The following is a 15,557-nucleotide window of genomic DNA, read 5'->3' as shown; positions in this document are numbered from 1 at the left end:
ACTGTACATAACCATGAAGAGATACCATTCGATTCTTATCCTGTTTTTTCTTGTGCTTGGAACGACAGCGTCTGCTTATGCTCAAAAGATAGCCGTAACCAGAGATGGCGAAGAAGTACTGCTTCATGCCGATGGAACATGGGAGTATCTGTATGAATGGGATGGGGATGAAGAACCCGACTTTACGTTCGGACCTCGTCCGACCGGAAGGTCTGCACATATCACTATCAATGGTGAAGTTTGCTTTATGATAGTAGAAGGACAGCTGACCAACTTTCAAATCCTTCGTCGCAGAAGGGTCATTTATGATCATGTGATGAGGGAAAACAATGACAGATATGCAAGACTTTCATACGACTATCGTGGTCGTCTGGCTCGGATAGGCAATTGGGATCTGCAGTATCGGTTTAGAGACAACAAGTTGGAAAAGATAGGTCCGTACGCGATCAAGTACAAGTTCAGCAACGACAGGGTAGAACAGATAGGACCATACCGGATAGATTATGATTTCAGCTCGGACAGAATCTCCCGTATCGGGAATGTGGAGATCAAGTACGACTTCTTTACCGAAATGCCGGAAGTACGAGGAAAGAATCCGGGGATGAAGATTGTGATACTTTAATCCGCCTCGGCTCTTTTTTTCAATATCATGCCGTCCTCTCGAACCTCATAAGGATGACCCTCCCTCTTGGCAAAAGAGATGCTTTGGAGGATATAATCTTTCGGGGCATTGAGGGATTTGCATACCTCGGACAAGTTTTTGGGCAACGAGGCTTGCGATAGAAAATCCAGAATAACCTCCATCGTGCGAAAGGTGAGTCCGGATGGTTTCCTTTCCCGACACACATCGCACAAACCGCAAGGCAGGGAGTGAGTCTCCCCGAAATAGTTTAGAAGAACCTGCGAACGGCATTTCCTTGCCGAGGAAGAAGCATACGCGATAGACGCTTCGGCTCTATCGCGTTCTTTTTGTAGCCGTTTTTCGTAGCTGTCGTGCGAGATATGTATGCTTTCCGGAAGGCATCGCGGTCTTTTGTAACGGATATAAGAGGCTCGCTTGCCCGGTATATAGTCCAGAACGCCCCACCTGTTAAGATGCAGCATGGCTCCGTAAAAAGTATCTGCATCCATATCCAACTGTGTACGGAGTTTGGGTTCGTCTATTATGGCATGCTCTGTAAACAGACCGGTATAACTCCTTAGCAGCAGTTCCATTACCCTGTAATGCAGATCCGAAGACTCGTCCATCACTTGGTACAATTCATGACGAGAAAGAGTGATCTTCACTCTTGACGGCATGTTCTGATCCACTTCAAAGTCTATATATCCTGCTATATCCAGGAGCGAAAGAGCGGCATGTACTTCCAGTACAGAGTGTCGGAACAGATGACAGAAGAGAGAAATATTCAGCTCGAACAGGTGTCCCGTTCCGGCTCCTTCTGCTATCTGCAAAAAGCTGGCGATGTCTCCGTATATCTTTTGTATCTTTTCTCGTGGGGGAAAACCGCTTGCCACCCTCTTCTCTACGGCAGAAAGGTCTGTTGCCGGATCGAATAACAGAACGGCATACGAGGGTCGATTGTCTCTCGCAGCCCGTCCGGCTTCTTGATAATAGTCTTCCAAAGCGGTAGGAAGTTCGGGATGCACCACGATCCGAACATCTTCTTTGTCTATCCCCATCCCGAAAGCGTTTGTGCAGACCATTATTCGGATCTCATTGTTCATCCATGCTTTCTGCTTCTTAACCTTGCTATCGTGCGAAAGACCGGCATGAAAGTATGCCGCATCTATACCATTCTCGTTGAGCAGATCACAATAGAGCTTCGCTTTCTTTCGTGAACGCACATATACCAGTCCCGATCCTTTGACACTGTTGAGTATATTCACCAGATCCGACAGCTTGTCTGTCGTGGTTTTGACAACATAGCTGAGGTTTTTCCTGTAAAAGCTCCTCTGGAACAGCTTTGCCGGTTGCCGAAACATCAGTTTGTCCTGAATGTCTGCAACCACCTCTGTCGTTGCCGTTGCGGTAAGGGCTAAGACCGGCGTATCGGCGAAGTGAGTACGGAAGTCGGCTATTTTAAGATAATTGGGTCGAAAGTCGTATCCCCATTGACAGACGCAGTGGCTCTCATCTACGACAATGAGAGAGACATTCATGTTGGTTATTCGGCGGAGGAAGGTTTCGGATACGAGCCGTTCCGGAGAGACGTATAGCAGCTTGTATTCCCCATAGAGACAGTTGTCGAGAGCCTCTATAATCTTGCCGGACGACATCCCCGAGTGGAGATACTCAGCCTTGATCTTCAATGTTTGAAGCCTGCTTACCTGATCTCGCATCAGGGCTACAAGGGGAGTGATAACGATGGTAATACCCGGCAACATAAGAGCCGGCACTTGAAAGGTGATGCTCTTACCGCCTCCGGTAGGCATGAGTGCCAGAGTGTCGTAGCCGTTCAGTATGGAGCGGATGATATCCTCCTGCATCGGGCGAAACTCATCGTAACCCCAATAGCATTGGAGTATATCCAAAGGAGATACACTTACAACATCATTGACGGACTGCCGTACCATCAGGAGAGTACTCTAAAATCGAGGAGTAGGAGTTGCGCCATATTCTTACCCATACGGCTATACTCTTCTATGGTATAGACGATGTCGATGCGTGCTCCTCTCTTATATCCTTCTATCTTATATTGGGAGTTGTAGGCAAAAGCATTGAATATCTCATCCGTTCCATCCTCTTTAAGAGCCAGCTTCACGTGGCTCTTTGTTTTTCCCATAAACTTGGGCGAGGAGGCAAGCTCCAGATTTGTGGTGCGGAATACCGGTTTCTCGTTGTGAGGACCGTAGGGTGCCATTTCGCGTAATTGCTTTCTGAAAGTAGGAGTAATATCGGAGAGCTTGATATTCAAGTCTATGTTGATTTGGGGCGTAAGCACTTCATTGCTCACCTCTTTCTCTCCCAGCTCTTCTATCCGTTGTATAAAGGCTTCCACGTTGTCCTTATGGAGCGTGAAGCCGGTGGCATAAGTGTGTCCGCCGAAGTTGATCAGCAGATCTTTGCACTGGTCTATGATGGCATACATATCGAATCCGCCAATGCTTCTTGCCGAGCCACAGACCAAATCTTCTCCGCCTCCGGTCTGAGTGAGGACAATACTCGGACGGTTGAAATGCTCGGTAAGTCTGGAAGCCACAATACCTATCACGCCTCTGTGCCATGACGGATCGTAGAGGGCTATAATTTTCTGTTTGGCAAGGGGTTCTCCTGTCGGACTTGTGGCTGTCTCCGTTTCCACTCTTTCCAGAGCCTGTTCGGTGATAGACTTATCCAACTCTCGGCGTTGGGAGTTGTAGCTATCTATGTTTTTGGTCATCTTGCGTGCCTCTCCTGCCGTTGCGGCAAGAAGCAGATCCACGGACTCCCTTCCATTTTGCATTCTTCCCGATGCGTTGATTCGCGGACCTATCTTAAAGACCACTTCATTCATGGTTATTCGTTTGGTCTTTATCTCACTGACATCCATGATGCTTCGCAGTCCGAGTCTCGGATTTTTGTTCAGAATCTTCAGCCCATGGCAAGCCATTACTCTATTTTCTCCCGTAAGACTTACAAGGTCTGCGCCGATACTCACTGCCACGAGGTCTAATAGATCATAGACTTGACGGAGATCACCTCCATTGTCGATAGTAAATGCCTGTAAGAGTTTGAACCCCACACCGCAGCCGGAAAGCTCATCGAACGGGTATGTGGATCCGGGTATTTTGGGGTTAAGAATAGCCACAGCGTCCGGAAGTTCTGCATCCGGGACGTGGTGATCACAGATAATAAGGTCTATTCCTTTCTCCTTTGCATATAGCACTTTCTCTACTGCCTTTACGCCACAATCAAGTGCAATCATTAGCTTGCACCCCTCTCTCTCGGCATGATCTATGCCTTGGAAAGAGATGCCACTGCCTTCATTGTAGCGTTCCGGTATGTAGTAGGAGAGTTGGGTTGTGTATTGCCGGAGAAATTTGTACATCAGTGCCACCGAAGTGGTTCCATCTACATCGTAGTCTCCATATATTAAGATCCTCTCTTTCTGCCCTAAGGCTTTGTTGAGACGGTCCACGGCTTCTCGCATGCCCAGCATAAGGAACGGATCGTGCAGATCCTCTATCTCCGGTTGTAGATACATCCGTACCTGCTCTGGAGTAGTAACACCTCGCTGGACAAAGAGCTTCGCGACCATGGGTAGAAGCATCGAGGACGAAGACAGCTCCGCCGCAACTCGCTCCTCTTCCGAGGTCAAGCTCTTCAAGTTCCATAGATATTCCATATGTGAAATCTCTTTTTTTCATTTTTTTTCTTAGGTCTCAAATATAGCAATAATATCTTGGATTTCATGAGAGATTTATATAATAACTCCTTCTTTATCTTCTTTTTGCTCTCTTTGCTCTCTGTTCGGGAGAGATTTTCAATCTTCATTTTTATATATTCCATCCCGAAAAATGCTCCCTTTTTTCTTGCTCTCTATTTTGATCGGAAGGGTCGTTTTCAGAGCACGAGAGAATTGTTAAATTTGGGCTGTTTTATTAACACAAATTCCGATACCTGTTAAGCAAAAACACTAAACGAGCATATTTTGTCGGCTTAACGTGTTTAATTTTTCAATGAACACGTTTAGTGATTTCATTAAACACGTTTACCGGATTCAATTAACGTGTTTAGAAATTTTGATTACTTGTTTGATTATTAGTGCTTTAGCTGTTTTCTCCTGTTTTTGCCCTCTTTGATCCAATTTTTGTTGTTAGAGAATGTTTACGATTAAGGGTGTTGTTTTTAACTTTTATTGTGCGTAAAATGAGCCCTAAATCCGACCGAAAGGAGAAAAGTTTGAAAGATGACGTTCTCTTTTATCTCTCTATCTATTAGCTTGTTGTGGTTTTTCAGAGTGTGTTGCGGGAGCAAAAACAATTGAAGAAGAGATTCTGTATTCGGGAAAATTCAGCTCTCGTTTTTATATAAAAGTACCACCCCATATACCTTTTTGAGAAGAGTGTATCGGGTGGCATTTTTATATTTTTGTGTCGAGGCGTTAGAGCTTAAATTCTGCCCACAACGGATAGTGATCCGAAATCATGAATGAGAGTTGCTGTTTCGTGAGTCCTCTGTTGTTCAAAGCCGTTGGAACAAAGTCGTAACTACCGCCTTGGACAAACTCCAAAGAGAGTTTCGGCTCTCCATCTTTGCCGTTGAACCATGCGATCTGATCGTAGAATTTGGTTTTATCGAATATGGAACGGGTAACCTTCGGATTCTGCAAATCCTCCGGGACATAGAGCCCCTCCGAAAGGAAAGTCTTGTTCAGCAGATCTCCACGAGCATCTATATTGAAGTCTCCCAAGACAATGAGGTTTTGGTGATAGGCATTAACGTCCTTTGCCCAACCGGAGAGCCATTGGGCTATCCCTTTCAGCTCTCCGAGTCTGTCCTTAGACTTTTTCCCGTAGATCACGTGCAGAGTGATGAGGATAAAGGTTTGATTTTTGGATCTGAAGCTTACGGCATAAGGGGTGCGCACGAACTGCTCCGTCATTACATTCTCCGAAACACCTTTTCGCCACTGATCCGGCACGACGAGTTCGCCCGCAAGCCCGGAAAGATTTACTCTTCTTGTGTCGAAGAGGTACGCCATCCGTTCCCCGTTGCCGGCATCGCCTTTATTGACATCCGTAAGGATCATGGACCAGTCGCTTCCTAAAACTTTCAGCGTATCCCTTAATGCCCGTATGTTGGCTTTGACCTCCTGCACGGCAACAACATCGAATCTTCTGATGATCTCTGCTATGCAGAGGGTGGAGTGCAGATCTCGTTTGGGGGAGTCGTCCTCTTTGCTTGCCCATTCTCGTGTCAGGTCGCCGAAACCACGAATGTTCCAGCTGGCAATAAGCAGGTTTTTGTCTAACTTTTTGGATGGAATCTTTTCATCCAGATCTCTCTTAAGTGTGTTGAGGTTCTCTTGTACCTCTTGAGGTGGGGTGTCTAATATTTTTGCCATAGTATTGAAGGTTTTTCCAAAGATAGTATTTTCTTGTTTGTTGTACAACTCTCTAATTATGAGTTTTTAATGAGATATTTTTGCGTTCAAAGATGTAGAAAGAATCACGAAAATATCCCTTTCTTTTTGTATTTTTGTGGCAGATATGAGCAGAATAAAGAAAAAGATGAGAGTGTGGCTTACCGGAGCCGCAGGTCAGTTGGGGAACGCTATCATGCGGAACTACTCTCCGAATGATGAGATAGAGTGGTTACCAACGACAAGAGACCAGATAGAGCTAAGCGATAGAGCCAATGTCCAACGCTTTTTTGACCTCTATAAGCCGGATGTGATACTTAATGCCGCAGCTTTTACTTCGGTAGATGCCGCCGAGAATAACCCGGACGAATTGCGGAGAATCAACTATGAGGTACCCAAGTTCCTTGCCGAACTGTGTCATAATAAAGGGAAGATTTTGATGCACATCAGTACGGATCATGTCTTTGGCGGTGGAGAGCCGGTTTCTTCACCACTGAAAGAGGAAGATCCTGCCGCTCCCTGCAATGCTTATGGAAAGAGCAAGCATGAGGGAGAAGTTGCTGTGCAGGAGTCTTGTCCGCGTTCGTATGTCATTCGTACATCATGGCTTTACTCTGCTTATGGCAACAACTTTTACACCAAGATACGTCGCGTAGCCCTTAGTCAGGGTGAATTGCGTCTCGTTACGGATGAAGTCGGAAGCCCGACCTCCGCACTCAATCTTGCAGACGTTATCATACGCATTCTTTTGCGCATCAAATCCAAAGAGGGAAAGATTCCGTTCGGTCTCTATCACTTTGCCGACAGAGGCGCTGTCTCTCGTTACGATTTTGCTCGTGCCATATTGGATTTGGATCCTAAAACAGCTTCTTTATCCATGGAGAAGTGTCTGCAAAAAGATTATGACACGGTAGCTGTCCGTCCTCTATACAGTGTATTGGATACAAGTAAGATAGAGGCAATACTTCCGGACTCGGTACACGACTGGAAAAGCTCTTTGGAGCAGGTGTACAATCAGGAATAAGCTACAACCCAAGAGGTTCGGAGAACAAGGTTTTCGAGTAGCCTCATCTTTCCTTTTTGACGAATATTATACAGATGTCTTATATAGAAGAAATAAAACGTCGCAGAACGTTTGCGATTATCTCTCACCCCGACGCGGGGAAAACTACTCTGACCGAAAAGCTGCTCCTTTTCGGAGGTGCGATACATATAGCCGGTGCAGTAAAAAGCAATAAGATAAAGAAGAGTGCAACCAGTGACTGGATGGAGATAGAAAAACAAAGAGGTATCTCCGTAGCGACTTCTGTCATGGGTTTTGAGTATGAAGGGTATAAAGTGAATATCCTCGATACGCCCGGTCACCAGGATTTTGCAGAGGACACTTACCGCACACTTACCGCTGTGGATAGTGTAATCATCGTGGTGGACTCTGCCAAAGGGGTCGAGCAACAGACTCGCCGCCTGATGGAGGTGTGTCGTATGCGACATACTCCCGTGATGGTCTTTGTCAATAAGATGGACCGCGAAGGACGGGATCCGTTCGATTTGATGGATGAAATAGAGGAAGAACTCGGTATTGCCGTCTCTCCTCAAACATGGCCAATAGATTCCGGAGAACGTTTCAAAGGAGTCTACAACCGATATGTGGGTGGATTGGATCTCTATAAACCGAGCAAGCAGCAAGTAACAGAGTGTGTGCATATAGATGATTTGCAGTCCGACGAACTGACCCAACACATTTCTGATGCACAGGCAGATAAGCTCCGGGATGATCTTGAGCTTCTTTCGGAAGTGTATCCTTCGCTTGATGAGGAGGCTTATCTTGCAGGACGGGTGGCTCCGGTATTCTTCGGCTCTGCTCTGAACAATTTCGGGGTGAAAGAGCTTCTCGACTGTTTTGTCCGTCTTGCGCCTTCTCCCCGCCCTATTGATGCAATAGAGAGAGCCGTAGACCCTTACGAGGAGCCATTGACCGGATTTATATTTAAGATTCATGCCAATATGGATCCGAATCATCGCAGCAGTATCGCATTCTTGAAGATATGCTCCGGTCGCTTTGAGCGGAATAAACCATACGCCCATATGCGTTTTCTCGGAAAACAGTTTCGTTTTAGCAGTCCTACTGCCTTTATGGCGCAGAAGAAAGAGACTGTGGACGAGGCATTTGCAGGGGATATCATCGGTCTGCCCGATACGGGAAACTTCCAGATTGGAGACACTATCACGGAGGGAGAGATACTTCATTTCAAAGGTCTGCCCAGCTTCTCTCCTGAAATGTTTAAGTATCTTGAAAATGCGGATCCCATGCGCACCAAACAGCTTCAGAAAGGAGTTGAACAGCTTATGGGGGAAGGCGTTGCTCAGATCTTTACCAGTACGTTCAACGGTCGTAAGATTATCGGAACGGTAGGGCAACTCCAGTTCGAGGTAATAGAGTATAGACTTTTGCACGAATATCAGGCAAAGTGTCGCTGGGAGCCGGTAAGCCTTTACAAAGCATGCTGGATAGAGAGCGATGATCTTGCCATCCTTGAAAACTTTAAGAAGCGTAAGGCACAATATATGGCTGTCGACAGAGAGGGAAGAGACGTTTATCTTGCAGACTCTCCATACGTGCTTCAGATGGCAAGGCAGGATTTCCCGGATATTCGTTTCCACTTCACAAGCGAGTTTTAGATTTTGTCTATACTATTATAGACTGTATCTGTTGTATCTGCATGTATATATTTATATCTTTGCACTATAAACATGATAACTAAATAATTACAAGATATGAAAACAACAAATTTTCTTCACTTGAATGAAGCCTATACTGTAAAGGCAGTAGAGAAGTTGAATCAGCTTGCTGCAAACTTCCACATTTACTACTCTAACCTTAGAGCATTTCACTGGCATGTAGAAGGCCGTTCTTTCTTTCTCCTTCACGAACAGCTTGAGAAAATGTACGATGAACTCGCAGAGAATATAGATGAGGTCGCAGAACGTATCCTCCAACTTGGTGGTACTCCTGTACGTTTGTACAAAGACATCGAATCGTTGGCTACGCTTAAGCAAGCTGTAAACGTAAGCAACGAAAACGATATTGTAGAGCAGGTGTTGGAATCTATCTCTCTATTCATAAAGATCGAAAGAGAAGGAGTTGCTTTGGCTGCTGAAAATGGAGACGATACTACTGTAGGACTACTTTCAGAGTATCTTCAGGGACAAGAAAAATTAGTTTGGATGCTTACAGCTTACCTTAAGAAGTAAGAACGAGAAGAGAGACTATCCAAACTCTTAAAGAATAAAAGTCTGCAAACTTTATCTATCTGTAGAGGTAGAGAGGTTTGCAGACTTTTTTATGGTCTGAACAGATCTTATCGAAAGAAAAACAGTGTGCGAAATAAGCAGTGGTATGGAAAAAACGGATCAGCAATCTCTGTCAAGAGTCATTCCGGCAATATTGACTGTCGTAGCAGAAATGGCTCTTCCGACAAACTGACGAGCTGCCTGCTCAAAGGCATGAGACTCTTCCGTTGTAAAGAAAAGGTGTTGCCCTCCTTTGGAGAGTAGTTGCTCCATTTCGGGGTGGCGTTCGAGATAGGATTTAAGAGAGTTCACTATAATCTCTCCCTGTGGCAAAATTGTGATATGAGGGGGTGCAATCTCCGAAATCATCTCTTTGATAAGCGGATAGTGAGTACATGCCAGTAGAATGGTATCTATTTCCACATCTTTACGCAAAAGCTCTTCAAGATAGGTCTTGACAAAGAAACGCGTCCCTTCAGAATGGCATTCGCCACTCTCTATAAGGGGGACAAGCATCGGACAGGCTTGTTGTATGATAGTGAGATCCGGGGCATATTCTTCTCCTTCACGAAGATAGGTTTCGGAAGCTACCGTGCCTGAGGTTGCCAAAAGACCGATATGTTTCGTCTGGCTGAAAGGTGCAAGCGATTCTATTGTAGGTCTTATTACTCCAAGTACACGGTATCCCTCTTCTGCCCAAGGCTGAAAAGAGGTCTGCTGTATCTGCCTTAATGCTCGGGCTGATGCTGTATTACAAGCTAAGATAATGAGCCTGCACTTCTTTTCTTTAAGGAGAAAGGCGACCCCTTCAGAGGTAAACTTATAGATGGTTTCAAAGGATCTTGGACCGTATGGTGCTCTTGCATTGTCTCCCAGATAGACAAAGTCGTATTGAGGGAAAGCCTTTTCTAAAGCCTTCAATATCGTCAAGCCTCCATATCCGGAGTCGAATATACCTATCGGAAACCTGTTCATATCTCTTTTAAGGGGCAAAGAAAAAGTAGGCGCACAGTACTGAGACAATCATGCCGACAAGGTCGGACAAGAGACAGATACCAAGAGTGTAGCGCGTGTTACGTATTGCAACGCTGCCGGCATAGAGTGCAATGATATAAAAAGTAGTATCGGATGCTCCTTGACACATACAAGCAAGTCTTCCAATAAAGGAGTCTGCGCCATAATTTTGCATGGCATCTATCATCAATCCACGTGCTCCACTTCCGCTCAGAGGCTTCATCAACATGGTTGGAAGAGCTCCTACCCAATCGCTTGGTAGACTGAAAAATCGGAAAGAAGCCTCTATCCCGGAAACAATATAATCCATTCCTCCCGAAGCTCTAAAGACAGCCACTCCAACAAGAATGGCTACAAGATATGGCACAATATTGATTGCTGTTTTGAATCCTTCCTTTGCCCCTTCTATGAAAACAGAAAAGACATCCAGCTTTTTCCATAATCCATATACCAGAAATATCACAACAACAGATAAGATAATACCATTGGCAATGAGAGCAGATATTTTTTGAAGAGACTCTCCACTCATTTTTCCATCACCTCCCCAAGGAATAAAGTTGAGTACAATGGCAGACAGCAGTATCAATAAGGGTATCAGAAATGCTCGTTGAAAGAGGGAAATCTTCTGTTTGTAAGCTACGGCGCATATAGCAAACAGGGTGCTGGCTGCTGTGGCAATGAATATCGGGATAAAGACATCCGTCGGCACAGCGGCTCCCATGGTTGTCCTGTACATCAGGATCGAGATCGGAATAAGCGTAAGACCGGATGCATTGATGCAGAGAAACATAATCATGGGATCCGAGATACGATCCGGTGTTTTACTGTTCTCTTTTTGCAGATGTTTCATTGTCTCCAATCCGAGAGGAGTAGCAGCATTATCTATGCCCAGAAGATTGGCAGAGAAGTTCAGCATTATAGTTCCCAGGGCAGGATGATCTTTGGGCAGAGAGGGGAACAACACTCTAAAGAAAGGATATGTCCCTTTAGCCAAAGCAGAGACCATCCCGCTCTTTTCTCCTACTTTCAGGAGTCCCATCCAGAGCGTAAGTATTCCGGACAAGCCGAGAGCGAGTTCAAATGCTGTGGTCGCACTGCTAAAAAGAGCTTTAGATACCTCATTCAGAGTCTCTATATCGCCCGTAAATACCAGCTTGACAAGGCAGACAATCAGAGCAAGGACGAAAAAACCGATCCAAATATAGTTCAGAATCATTCTCTATATCGCCTTACGGGATTAACTCAGAAGTGTAGTGTGAACTCGTCGGCATCTTCCAGAGCAGGAAATTTCTTGCGTAGATCGCTTACCTGTCTCTTGTCTATACGTCCTAATAGTATGCCTATCTCTCCTTTGTTCAGCTTTTTCACCAACGAAAGTTTTGGGTCTATTATCCGGCTATCCCCGCTATATACCTGTCGGTAGTTGTCTACTCCCACACGATTACAAGCCAAAACATAGCAGAGATTCTCAGATGCTCTTGCTCTTAGAAGGGCTTTCCATGGAGAACGACGCGCTTGAGGCCAGCTTGCTGCACAGATTATTGCATCATAATCATGCTTTTTGGTCCATCGACACCATACCGGAAAGCGAAGATCATAACAGATAATCGGGAACAGTTTCCACCCTTTATACTCTACCAACAAGCGTTCAGAGCCGGAAGAAAAGTGTTTGGCTTCTCCTCCCGGGCCGAAAAGGTGCATCTTGTCATAGTATAGAGTCTCTCCGTTGGGATATACCCACACCCCTCTATTGGTACGGACATCATTCTCTATATGTATCATGGAGCCGAAGATAGCGGTGTCGTAGTGTTGCGCTTTTTGCTTCATCCACTCCAGACTTTCGTAAAACCATTCGGACTCGATCTTTTCGTCTCCGGTTACATATCCCGTATTCCATATTTCCGGCAGTATGATAAGATCGATGGGATCATCCTCTATCGGTTCGAGATCTTTGAGTAGAATATCTATGACATGGGCATTTTCAGACGGGTTGAGATGTTCCAAAGACATCTGTATAATGGCTACATTGAGTTCTTCCTGTGGTTCCCCTTTGTATGTGATAGGTTTCATAAAAGTTTCCGATGTTATCTGTTTGAATGAGTGCATTTAATATTCCGAAAAATATTCCGGGACACGAGCCATATTTTTATTGTAGCGAGAGTGGATATAGGCAATATCCTGCTCGGCATTACCTGTCGGATTGAATATCTCAAATATCCCCACCTCTTTCTGTGCGTAGTCTATTTTGGCAAGCTCTATGGGGACACCTGCTTTCAGTGCCATGTAGTAGAATCCGGTTTTCCACTTTGCCACTTTCGAGCGAGTACCTTCCGGTGTTACTCCCAAGTGAAATCGCTCTGCTTTGCGTATGGTCTCTGCCACCTGATCTACCAGTGACATTTTATGTTTTCTATCTATTGGAATACCGCCCATTGCACGGAAAATATGTCCTAAAGGAAATACAAACCACTCTTTTTTCATCATAAAATGGCTTCCAACACCGGTAAAATTATGGTAGAGTTTCCCGATGATAAAATCAATATTGCTGGTATGCGGAGCTACACAGATCACACTTTTCAGAGGACGTGATTCCGGTACAAGAGCTTTCCATCCCAGCCACTTCAGGAGTGTTTGTGCTATTCGCTGTTTTAATGTCTTTCTTTTCTTTTGGGTCATATATTCTGTATTCCTAATTTCATTTTGCTCTTGCCGGGAAACCGTACCGAAGTCCGGTGTACCAGTAAACGCATATTGATTGCTTTGATAGCCGGGAGAGCTTCTTGCAGCGATGTTATCTCCGTTAGATCTTTCTCTTTCGTAGAAGAGGGGGTGTAGTCATGCCTAAGCCAGATCGGATGAATGCCGATGCGTAAAGCTCCTTCGATGTCAGTCTCCCAAGCATCTCCTATCATAACTACCTCGTCAGGCTTGCAACCTACCAACGAAAGTGCTTTTGCAAAGATCTGCTTAAAGGGTTTACTCACTCCTACATCTTCAGAAAGTACTACATGATCCACGTAAGGGGTAAGTCCGGCTTTTGCAAGCTTATTGTGTTGAACTTCTATAAATCCATTGCTTACTATCACAACGGGATAGCTGTGATGAAGTTCTTTCATCACCTCCACAGCATGAGGTATAAGTGCTTCTTTGTTATTTGCAATAGCAAAGTACTCATTATGGATCTCCATATAGGTTTCATCGCTATACTCGTACAGCGGAGAAAGGACATAACGAAGGCGATCTATTTTCAACACATCTTTGCTAATCTCTTTCCGTGCATACCTCCCCCATAGCAGATCGTTATAAGGGAGATAAACCTCGTAGAATTTCTCGAATGAGGGATACAAATCTCCGGGTTTACCACCCCAACCATACTTATGAAAAAGCTCCTCTAAAGCCTCTCTATTGTTTTGCTTTGTTGCCCAAAGAGTATCGTCTAAATCTATGAAAACTGCTTTTATCATAACTGCAAAGATATGAAAAGACGGACAAACTCTCCGATTTGTCCGCTTTCCATACCTTATATAATAGGGGATCAGAATCCTGAAAGATTCATATCCTTAGGGTATCTTACTTTGAAGCTCACCCGAAGTTTCTTCGTAGAGTTACCGGATAGATTCAGTTTCCATGTCAATATTCCTGTTTCTGCATCCAGTTCGGCTCCGCTTTGTTCAAGGAGTTCTACCTTAATATTGTTCGCCGTGCTTACCGGTATTCTATCTTTCACTTCTATCTCGGCACTCTCTCTCTTATTATTCACGATAGAGATTTCATACGTGCGAGTCTCCTCTTTTTCCGATGAGAAGAATTTTGTACCGCTCTTATCCGAAATCTGTTTGCGAGAAACACTCAGGCGGGTATCCTCTCCAAGGGTGAGATCCAATCCGTCTTCAAACTTTGCCGGATCTATATGAGTCTCGCTTACCTGCATACCTTGCATGATCACTGTTGCCGGTGCTACGACCAGTCCACTCTTACCCAAATCTTTGATATGAGCCATAAGGAAAGCCCGGCTATCACCTTCAGGATAAGCGAAGTAGCGGTAGGAGGCTTTGATGCGCTCGCTGTTTAGAACTATCAGATGGTCTCTGTTGTTGCTATAAATATCATAAGGCGTACTTACGACAAAGCTCTGATTCATCATATTGGACACAGACTGCGCTCCCACATCATACTCCGCATAGGAGATCTCTTCGGCAACAGCATTGTATGCTATCGTTCGAGCAGACTTTTCCATAGATTCCAGCCTCATGTGATTCGGATTTTCCAAGCGGATAAACCATGGGTGTACGGATGGTGCATTCACACGCTTTGTCGGTCTTGCGTCTACAAGTGTCAGGTTTACGCCTTTCCAGTTGATACCGCTGCCTTGTCTCACATTTGCTCTAAGCGACATCTCCACCGGTTCTTTCTCGGATGCAACACGCAGCATATACGATGGGCTCCAAGAAGCAGAGCGAGTCAGGTACTCGATATTCAGCTTCACGTTCTGAGCTACATTGCTTGAGACGCGCACCACTATGGCACTCTTGCTGCTGTTACTCTTATTCTCTGTCTCGTCTTCTTGGGTATTGCCTTTAAGGGTACTCAGTTCTGCTTTCAGTGCAGCTATCTCTTTCTCCAACTTTTTCACTTCAAGGCTCAGTTGGATACGCTGTGAGGTGTAGAAAGAGAGGAGCTCGCGAAACTGTGCGACATTCGTTGCTCCTTTGTTACCAACAAACTCATTTCCGTCCATCATCTCTATTGCCTTGCTCTTTGTCTCTTTTTCGATGATGGCTTTTTCAAGTTTCTGTTCCAGTGTTGCCACTTTTTCGGCAAAAACTTTTCCTTCCGGTGTATTGACGTCAATGTTAGAAGGCCATTTGTATTCTGAAACAAACTCCGATGATAACACCATCAATCCCGAAGCATTGGTCAATACTCTTAAGGTGGAGATGTCCATCACATTGGATACTTGGCCTATTACTATTTCAGACGCACCTTTAGGGACGGAAGTGGAGACATGGTGCTTCATCTCGGCACCTGTTCTATATACTTTGGCTTGTTGCAGTTGGGCTGCGGTGTAGATAGGGCTCTGTGCAAACAGACTTGCCACACCCGATAGAAGCAGAACGGATACTGCTATAATGCTTTTGTATTTCATCATATCTTAAAGTTATCAAAAGGTTAGACATTCATGTAGTA

General features: G+C 45.0%; 13 protein-coding genes. 4 read left to right on the top strand and 9 right to left on the bottom strand.

Features of this window, described 5'->3' with window-relative positions:
- The first annotated feature begins 13 nt into the window (after positions 1-13).
- Positions 14-622, top strand: a complete 609-nt coding sequence (locus HQ29_RS01800) for a hypothetical protein (protein ID WP_152566468.1) — start codon at positions 14-16, stop codon at positions 620-622.
- Here the strand turns inward: HQ29_RS01800 and HQ29_RS01795 are convergent.
- From HQ29_RS01795 to HQ29_RS01780, 3 genes are all read right to left on the bottom strand, one after another.
- Complete coding sequence (locus HQ29_RS01795; protein ID WP_036867208.1) at positions 619-2,574, bottom strand: RecQ family ATP-dependent DNA helicase; 1,956 nt, start codon at positions 2,572-2,574, stop codon at positions 619-621. The genes HQ29_RS01800 and HQ29_RS01795 overlap by 4 nt on opposite strands.
- On the bottom strand, positions 2,574-4,325 hold the full coding sequence (gene recJ, locus HQ29_RS01790; RefSeq protein ID WP_036846764.1) for a single-stranded-DNA-specific exonuclease RecJ: 1,752 nt from the start codon (positions 4,323-4,325) through the stop codon (positions 2,574-2,576). Before recJ ends, HQ29_RS01795 begins: the two co-directional genes overlap by 1 nt.
- 759 nt (positions 4,326-5,084) lie before the next feature.
- Positions 5,085-6,047 carry an endonuclease/exonuclease/phosphatase family protein gene (locus HQ29_RS01780; protein ID WP_036867207.1) on the bottom strand — a complete coding sequence of 321 codons (963 nt, stop codon included), beginning with the start codon at positions 6,045-6,047 and terminating at the stop codon, positions 5,085-5,087.
- 145 nt (positions 6,048-6,192) lie between these two features.
- Between HQ29_RS01780 and rfbD the strand changes: the two genes are divergently transcribed.
- The 3 genes from rfbD (at position 6,193) to HQ29_RS01765 (ending at position 9,317) form a co-directional block, all read left to right on the top strand.
- The gene (rfbD, locus tag HQ29_RS01775; RefSeq protein WP_036789662.1) at positions 6,193-7,089 is read left to right on the top strand and encodes a dTDP-4-dehydrorhamnose reductase; all 897 of its coding nucleotides are present in this window, start codon (positions 6,193-6,195) and stop codon (positions 7,087-7,089) included.
- A gap of 74 nt (positions 7,090-7,163) precedes the next feature.
- Positions 7,164-8,744 carry a peptide chain release factor 3 gene (locus HQ29_RS01770; RefSeq protein ID WP_036863412.1) on the top strand — a complete coding sequence of 527 codons (1,581 nt, stop codon included), beginning with the start codon at positions 7,164-7,166 and terminating at the stop codon, positions 8,742-8,744.
- Positions 8,745-8,840: 96 nt separating this feature from the next.
- Positions 8,841-9,317 (top strand): Dps family protein, encoded by a 477-nt coding sequence (locus HQ29_RS01765; RefSeq protein ID WP_036863415.1) that lies wholly within the window; start codon positions 8,841-8,843, stop codon positions 9,315-9,317.
- Positions 9,318-9,476: 159 nt separating this feature from the next.
- Here HQ29_RS01765 and murI read toward each other — a convergent pair whose 3' ends face one another.
- The 6 genes from murI to HQ29_RS01735 all read right to left on the bottom strand — a co-directional run bounded on the left by murI (position 9,477) and on the right by HQ29_RS01735 (position 15,519).
- Positions 9,477-10,331, bottom strand: coding sequence for a glutamate racemase (murI, locus tag HQ29_RS01760; RefSeq protein ID WP_036867206.1), 855 nt, complete (start codon positions 10,329-10,331; stop codon positions 9,477-9,479).
- 7 nt (positions 10,332-10,338) lie between these two features.
- A complete protein-coding gene (locus HQ29_RS01755; protein WP_036867205.1) occupies positions 10,339-11,586 on the bottom strand; it encodes a nucleoside recognition domain-containing protein in 1,248 nt (415 codons plus the stop codon).
- A 26-nt stretch (positions 11,587-11,612) separates the two neighbouring features.
- A complete protein-coding gene (locus HQ29_RS01750) occupies positions 11,613-12,440 on the bottom strand; it encodes a nitrilase-related carbon-nitrogen hydrolase (RefSeq protein WP_036867204.1) in 828 nt (275 codons plus the stop codon).
- 36 nt (positions 12,441-12,476) lie between these two features.
- Complete coding sequence (locus HQ29_RS01745) at positions 12,477-13,046, bottom strand: 1-acyl-sn-glycerol-3-phosphate acyltransferase (RefSeq protein WP_036789671.1); 570 nt, start codon at positions 13,044-13,046, stop codon at positions 12,477-12,479.
- Positions 13,043-13,834: a YjjG family noncanonical pyrimidine nucleotidase gene (locus HQ29_RS01740; protein ID WP_052089680.1), complete on the bottom strand. Its 792-nt coding sequence runs from the start codon at positions 13,832-13,834 to the stop codon at positions 13,043-13,045. The genes HQ29_RS01745 and HQ29_RS01740 overlap by 4 nt, the downstream gene beginning before the upstream one ends.
- A 71-nt stretch (positions 13,835-13,905) precedes the next feature.
- Positions 13,906-15,519 carry a DUF4139 domain-containing protein gene (locus HQ29_RS01735; RefSeq protein ID WP_082226814.1) on the bottom strand — a complete coding sequence of 538 codons (1,614 nt, stop codon included), beginning with the start codon at positions 15,517-15,519 and terminating at the stop codon, positions 13,906-13,908.
- Between the last annotated feature and the right edge of the window lie 38 nt (positions 15,520-15,557).

Origin of the sequence: Porphyromonas canoris (genome assembly GCF_000765975.1) — a bacterium.
Classification (GTDB): Bacteria; Bacteroidota; Bacteroidia; order Bacteroidales; family Porphyromonadaceae; genus Porphyromonas_A; species Porphyromonas_A canoris.
The sequence above is the reverse complement of the archived record's forward strand: the minus strand, read 5'-3'. Positions and strand labels throughout refer to the sequence as shown.

What these genes read in the sequence shown, in the direction of transcription:
- HQ29_RS01765 (WP_036863415.1), top strand. Translation starts at nt 8,841, where the DNA reads ATGAAAACAACAAATTTTCTTCACTTGAATGAAGCCTATACTGTAAAG.
- HQ29_RS01755 (WP_036867205.1), bottom strand. Translation starts at nt 11,586, where the DNA reads ATGATTCTGAACTATATTTGGATCGGTTTTTTCGTCCTTGCTCTGATT.
- HQ29_RS01795 (WP_036867208.1), bottom strand. Translation starts at nt 2,574, where the DNA reads ATGGTACGGCAGTCCGTCAATGATGTTGTAAGTGTATCTCCTTTGGAT.
- HQ29_RS01735 (WP_082226814.1), bottom strand. Translation starts at nt 15,519, where the DNA reads ATGATGAAATACAAAAGCATTATAGCAGTATCCGTTCTGCTTCTATCG.
- HQ29_RS01750 (WP_036867204.1), bottom strand. Translation starts at nt 12,440, where the DNA reads ATGAAACCTATCACATACAAAGGGGAACCACAGGAAGAACTCAATGTA.
- recJ (WP_036846764.1), bottom strand. Translation starts at nt 4,325, where the DNA reads ATGGAATATCTATGGAACTTGAAGAGCTTGACCTCGGAAGAGGAGCGA.
- HQ29_RS01745 (WP_036789671.1), bottom strand. Translation starts at nt 13,046, where the DNA reads ATGACCCAAAAGAAAAGAAAGACATTAAAACAGCGAATAGCACAAACA.
- HQ29_RS01780 (WP_036867207.1), bottom strand. Translation starts at nt 6,047, where the DNA reads ATGGCAAAAATATTAGACACCCCACCTCAAGAGGTACAAGAGAACCTC.
- rfbD (WP_036789662.1), top strand. Translation starts at nt 6,193, where the DNA reads ATGAGCAGAATAAAGAAAAAGATGAGAGTGTGGCTTACCGGAGCCGCA.
- murI (WP_036867206.1), bottom strand. Translation starts at nt 10,331, where the DNA reads ATGAACAGGTTTCCGATAGGTATATTCGACTCCGGATATGGAGGCTTG.
- HQ29_RS01800 (WP_152566468.1), top strand. Translation starts at nt 14, where the DNA reads ATGAAGAGATACCATTCGATTCTTATCCTGTTTTTTCTTGTGCTTGGA.
- HQ29_RS01740 (WP_052089680.1), bottom strand. Translation starts at nt 13,834, where the DNA reads ATGATAAAAGCAGTTTTCATAGATTTAGACGATACTCTTTGGGCAACA.
- HQ29_RS01770 (WP_036863412.1), top strand. Translation starts at nt 7,164, where the DNA reads ATGTCTTATATAGAAGAAATAAAACGTCGCAGAACGTTTGCGATTATC.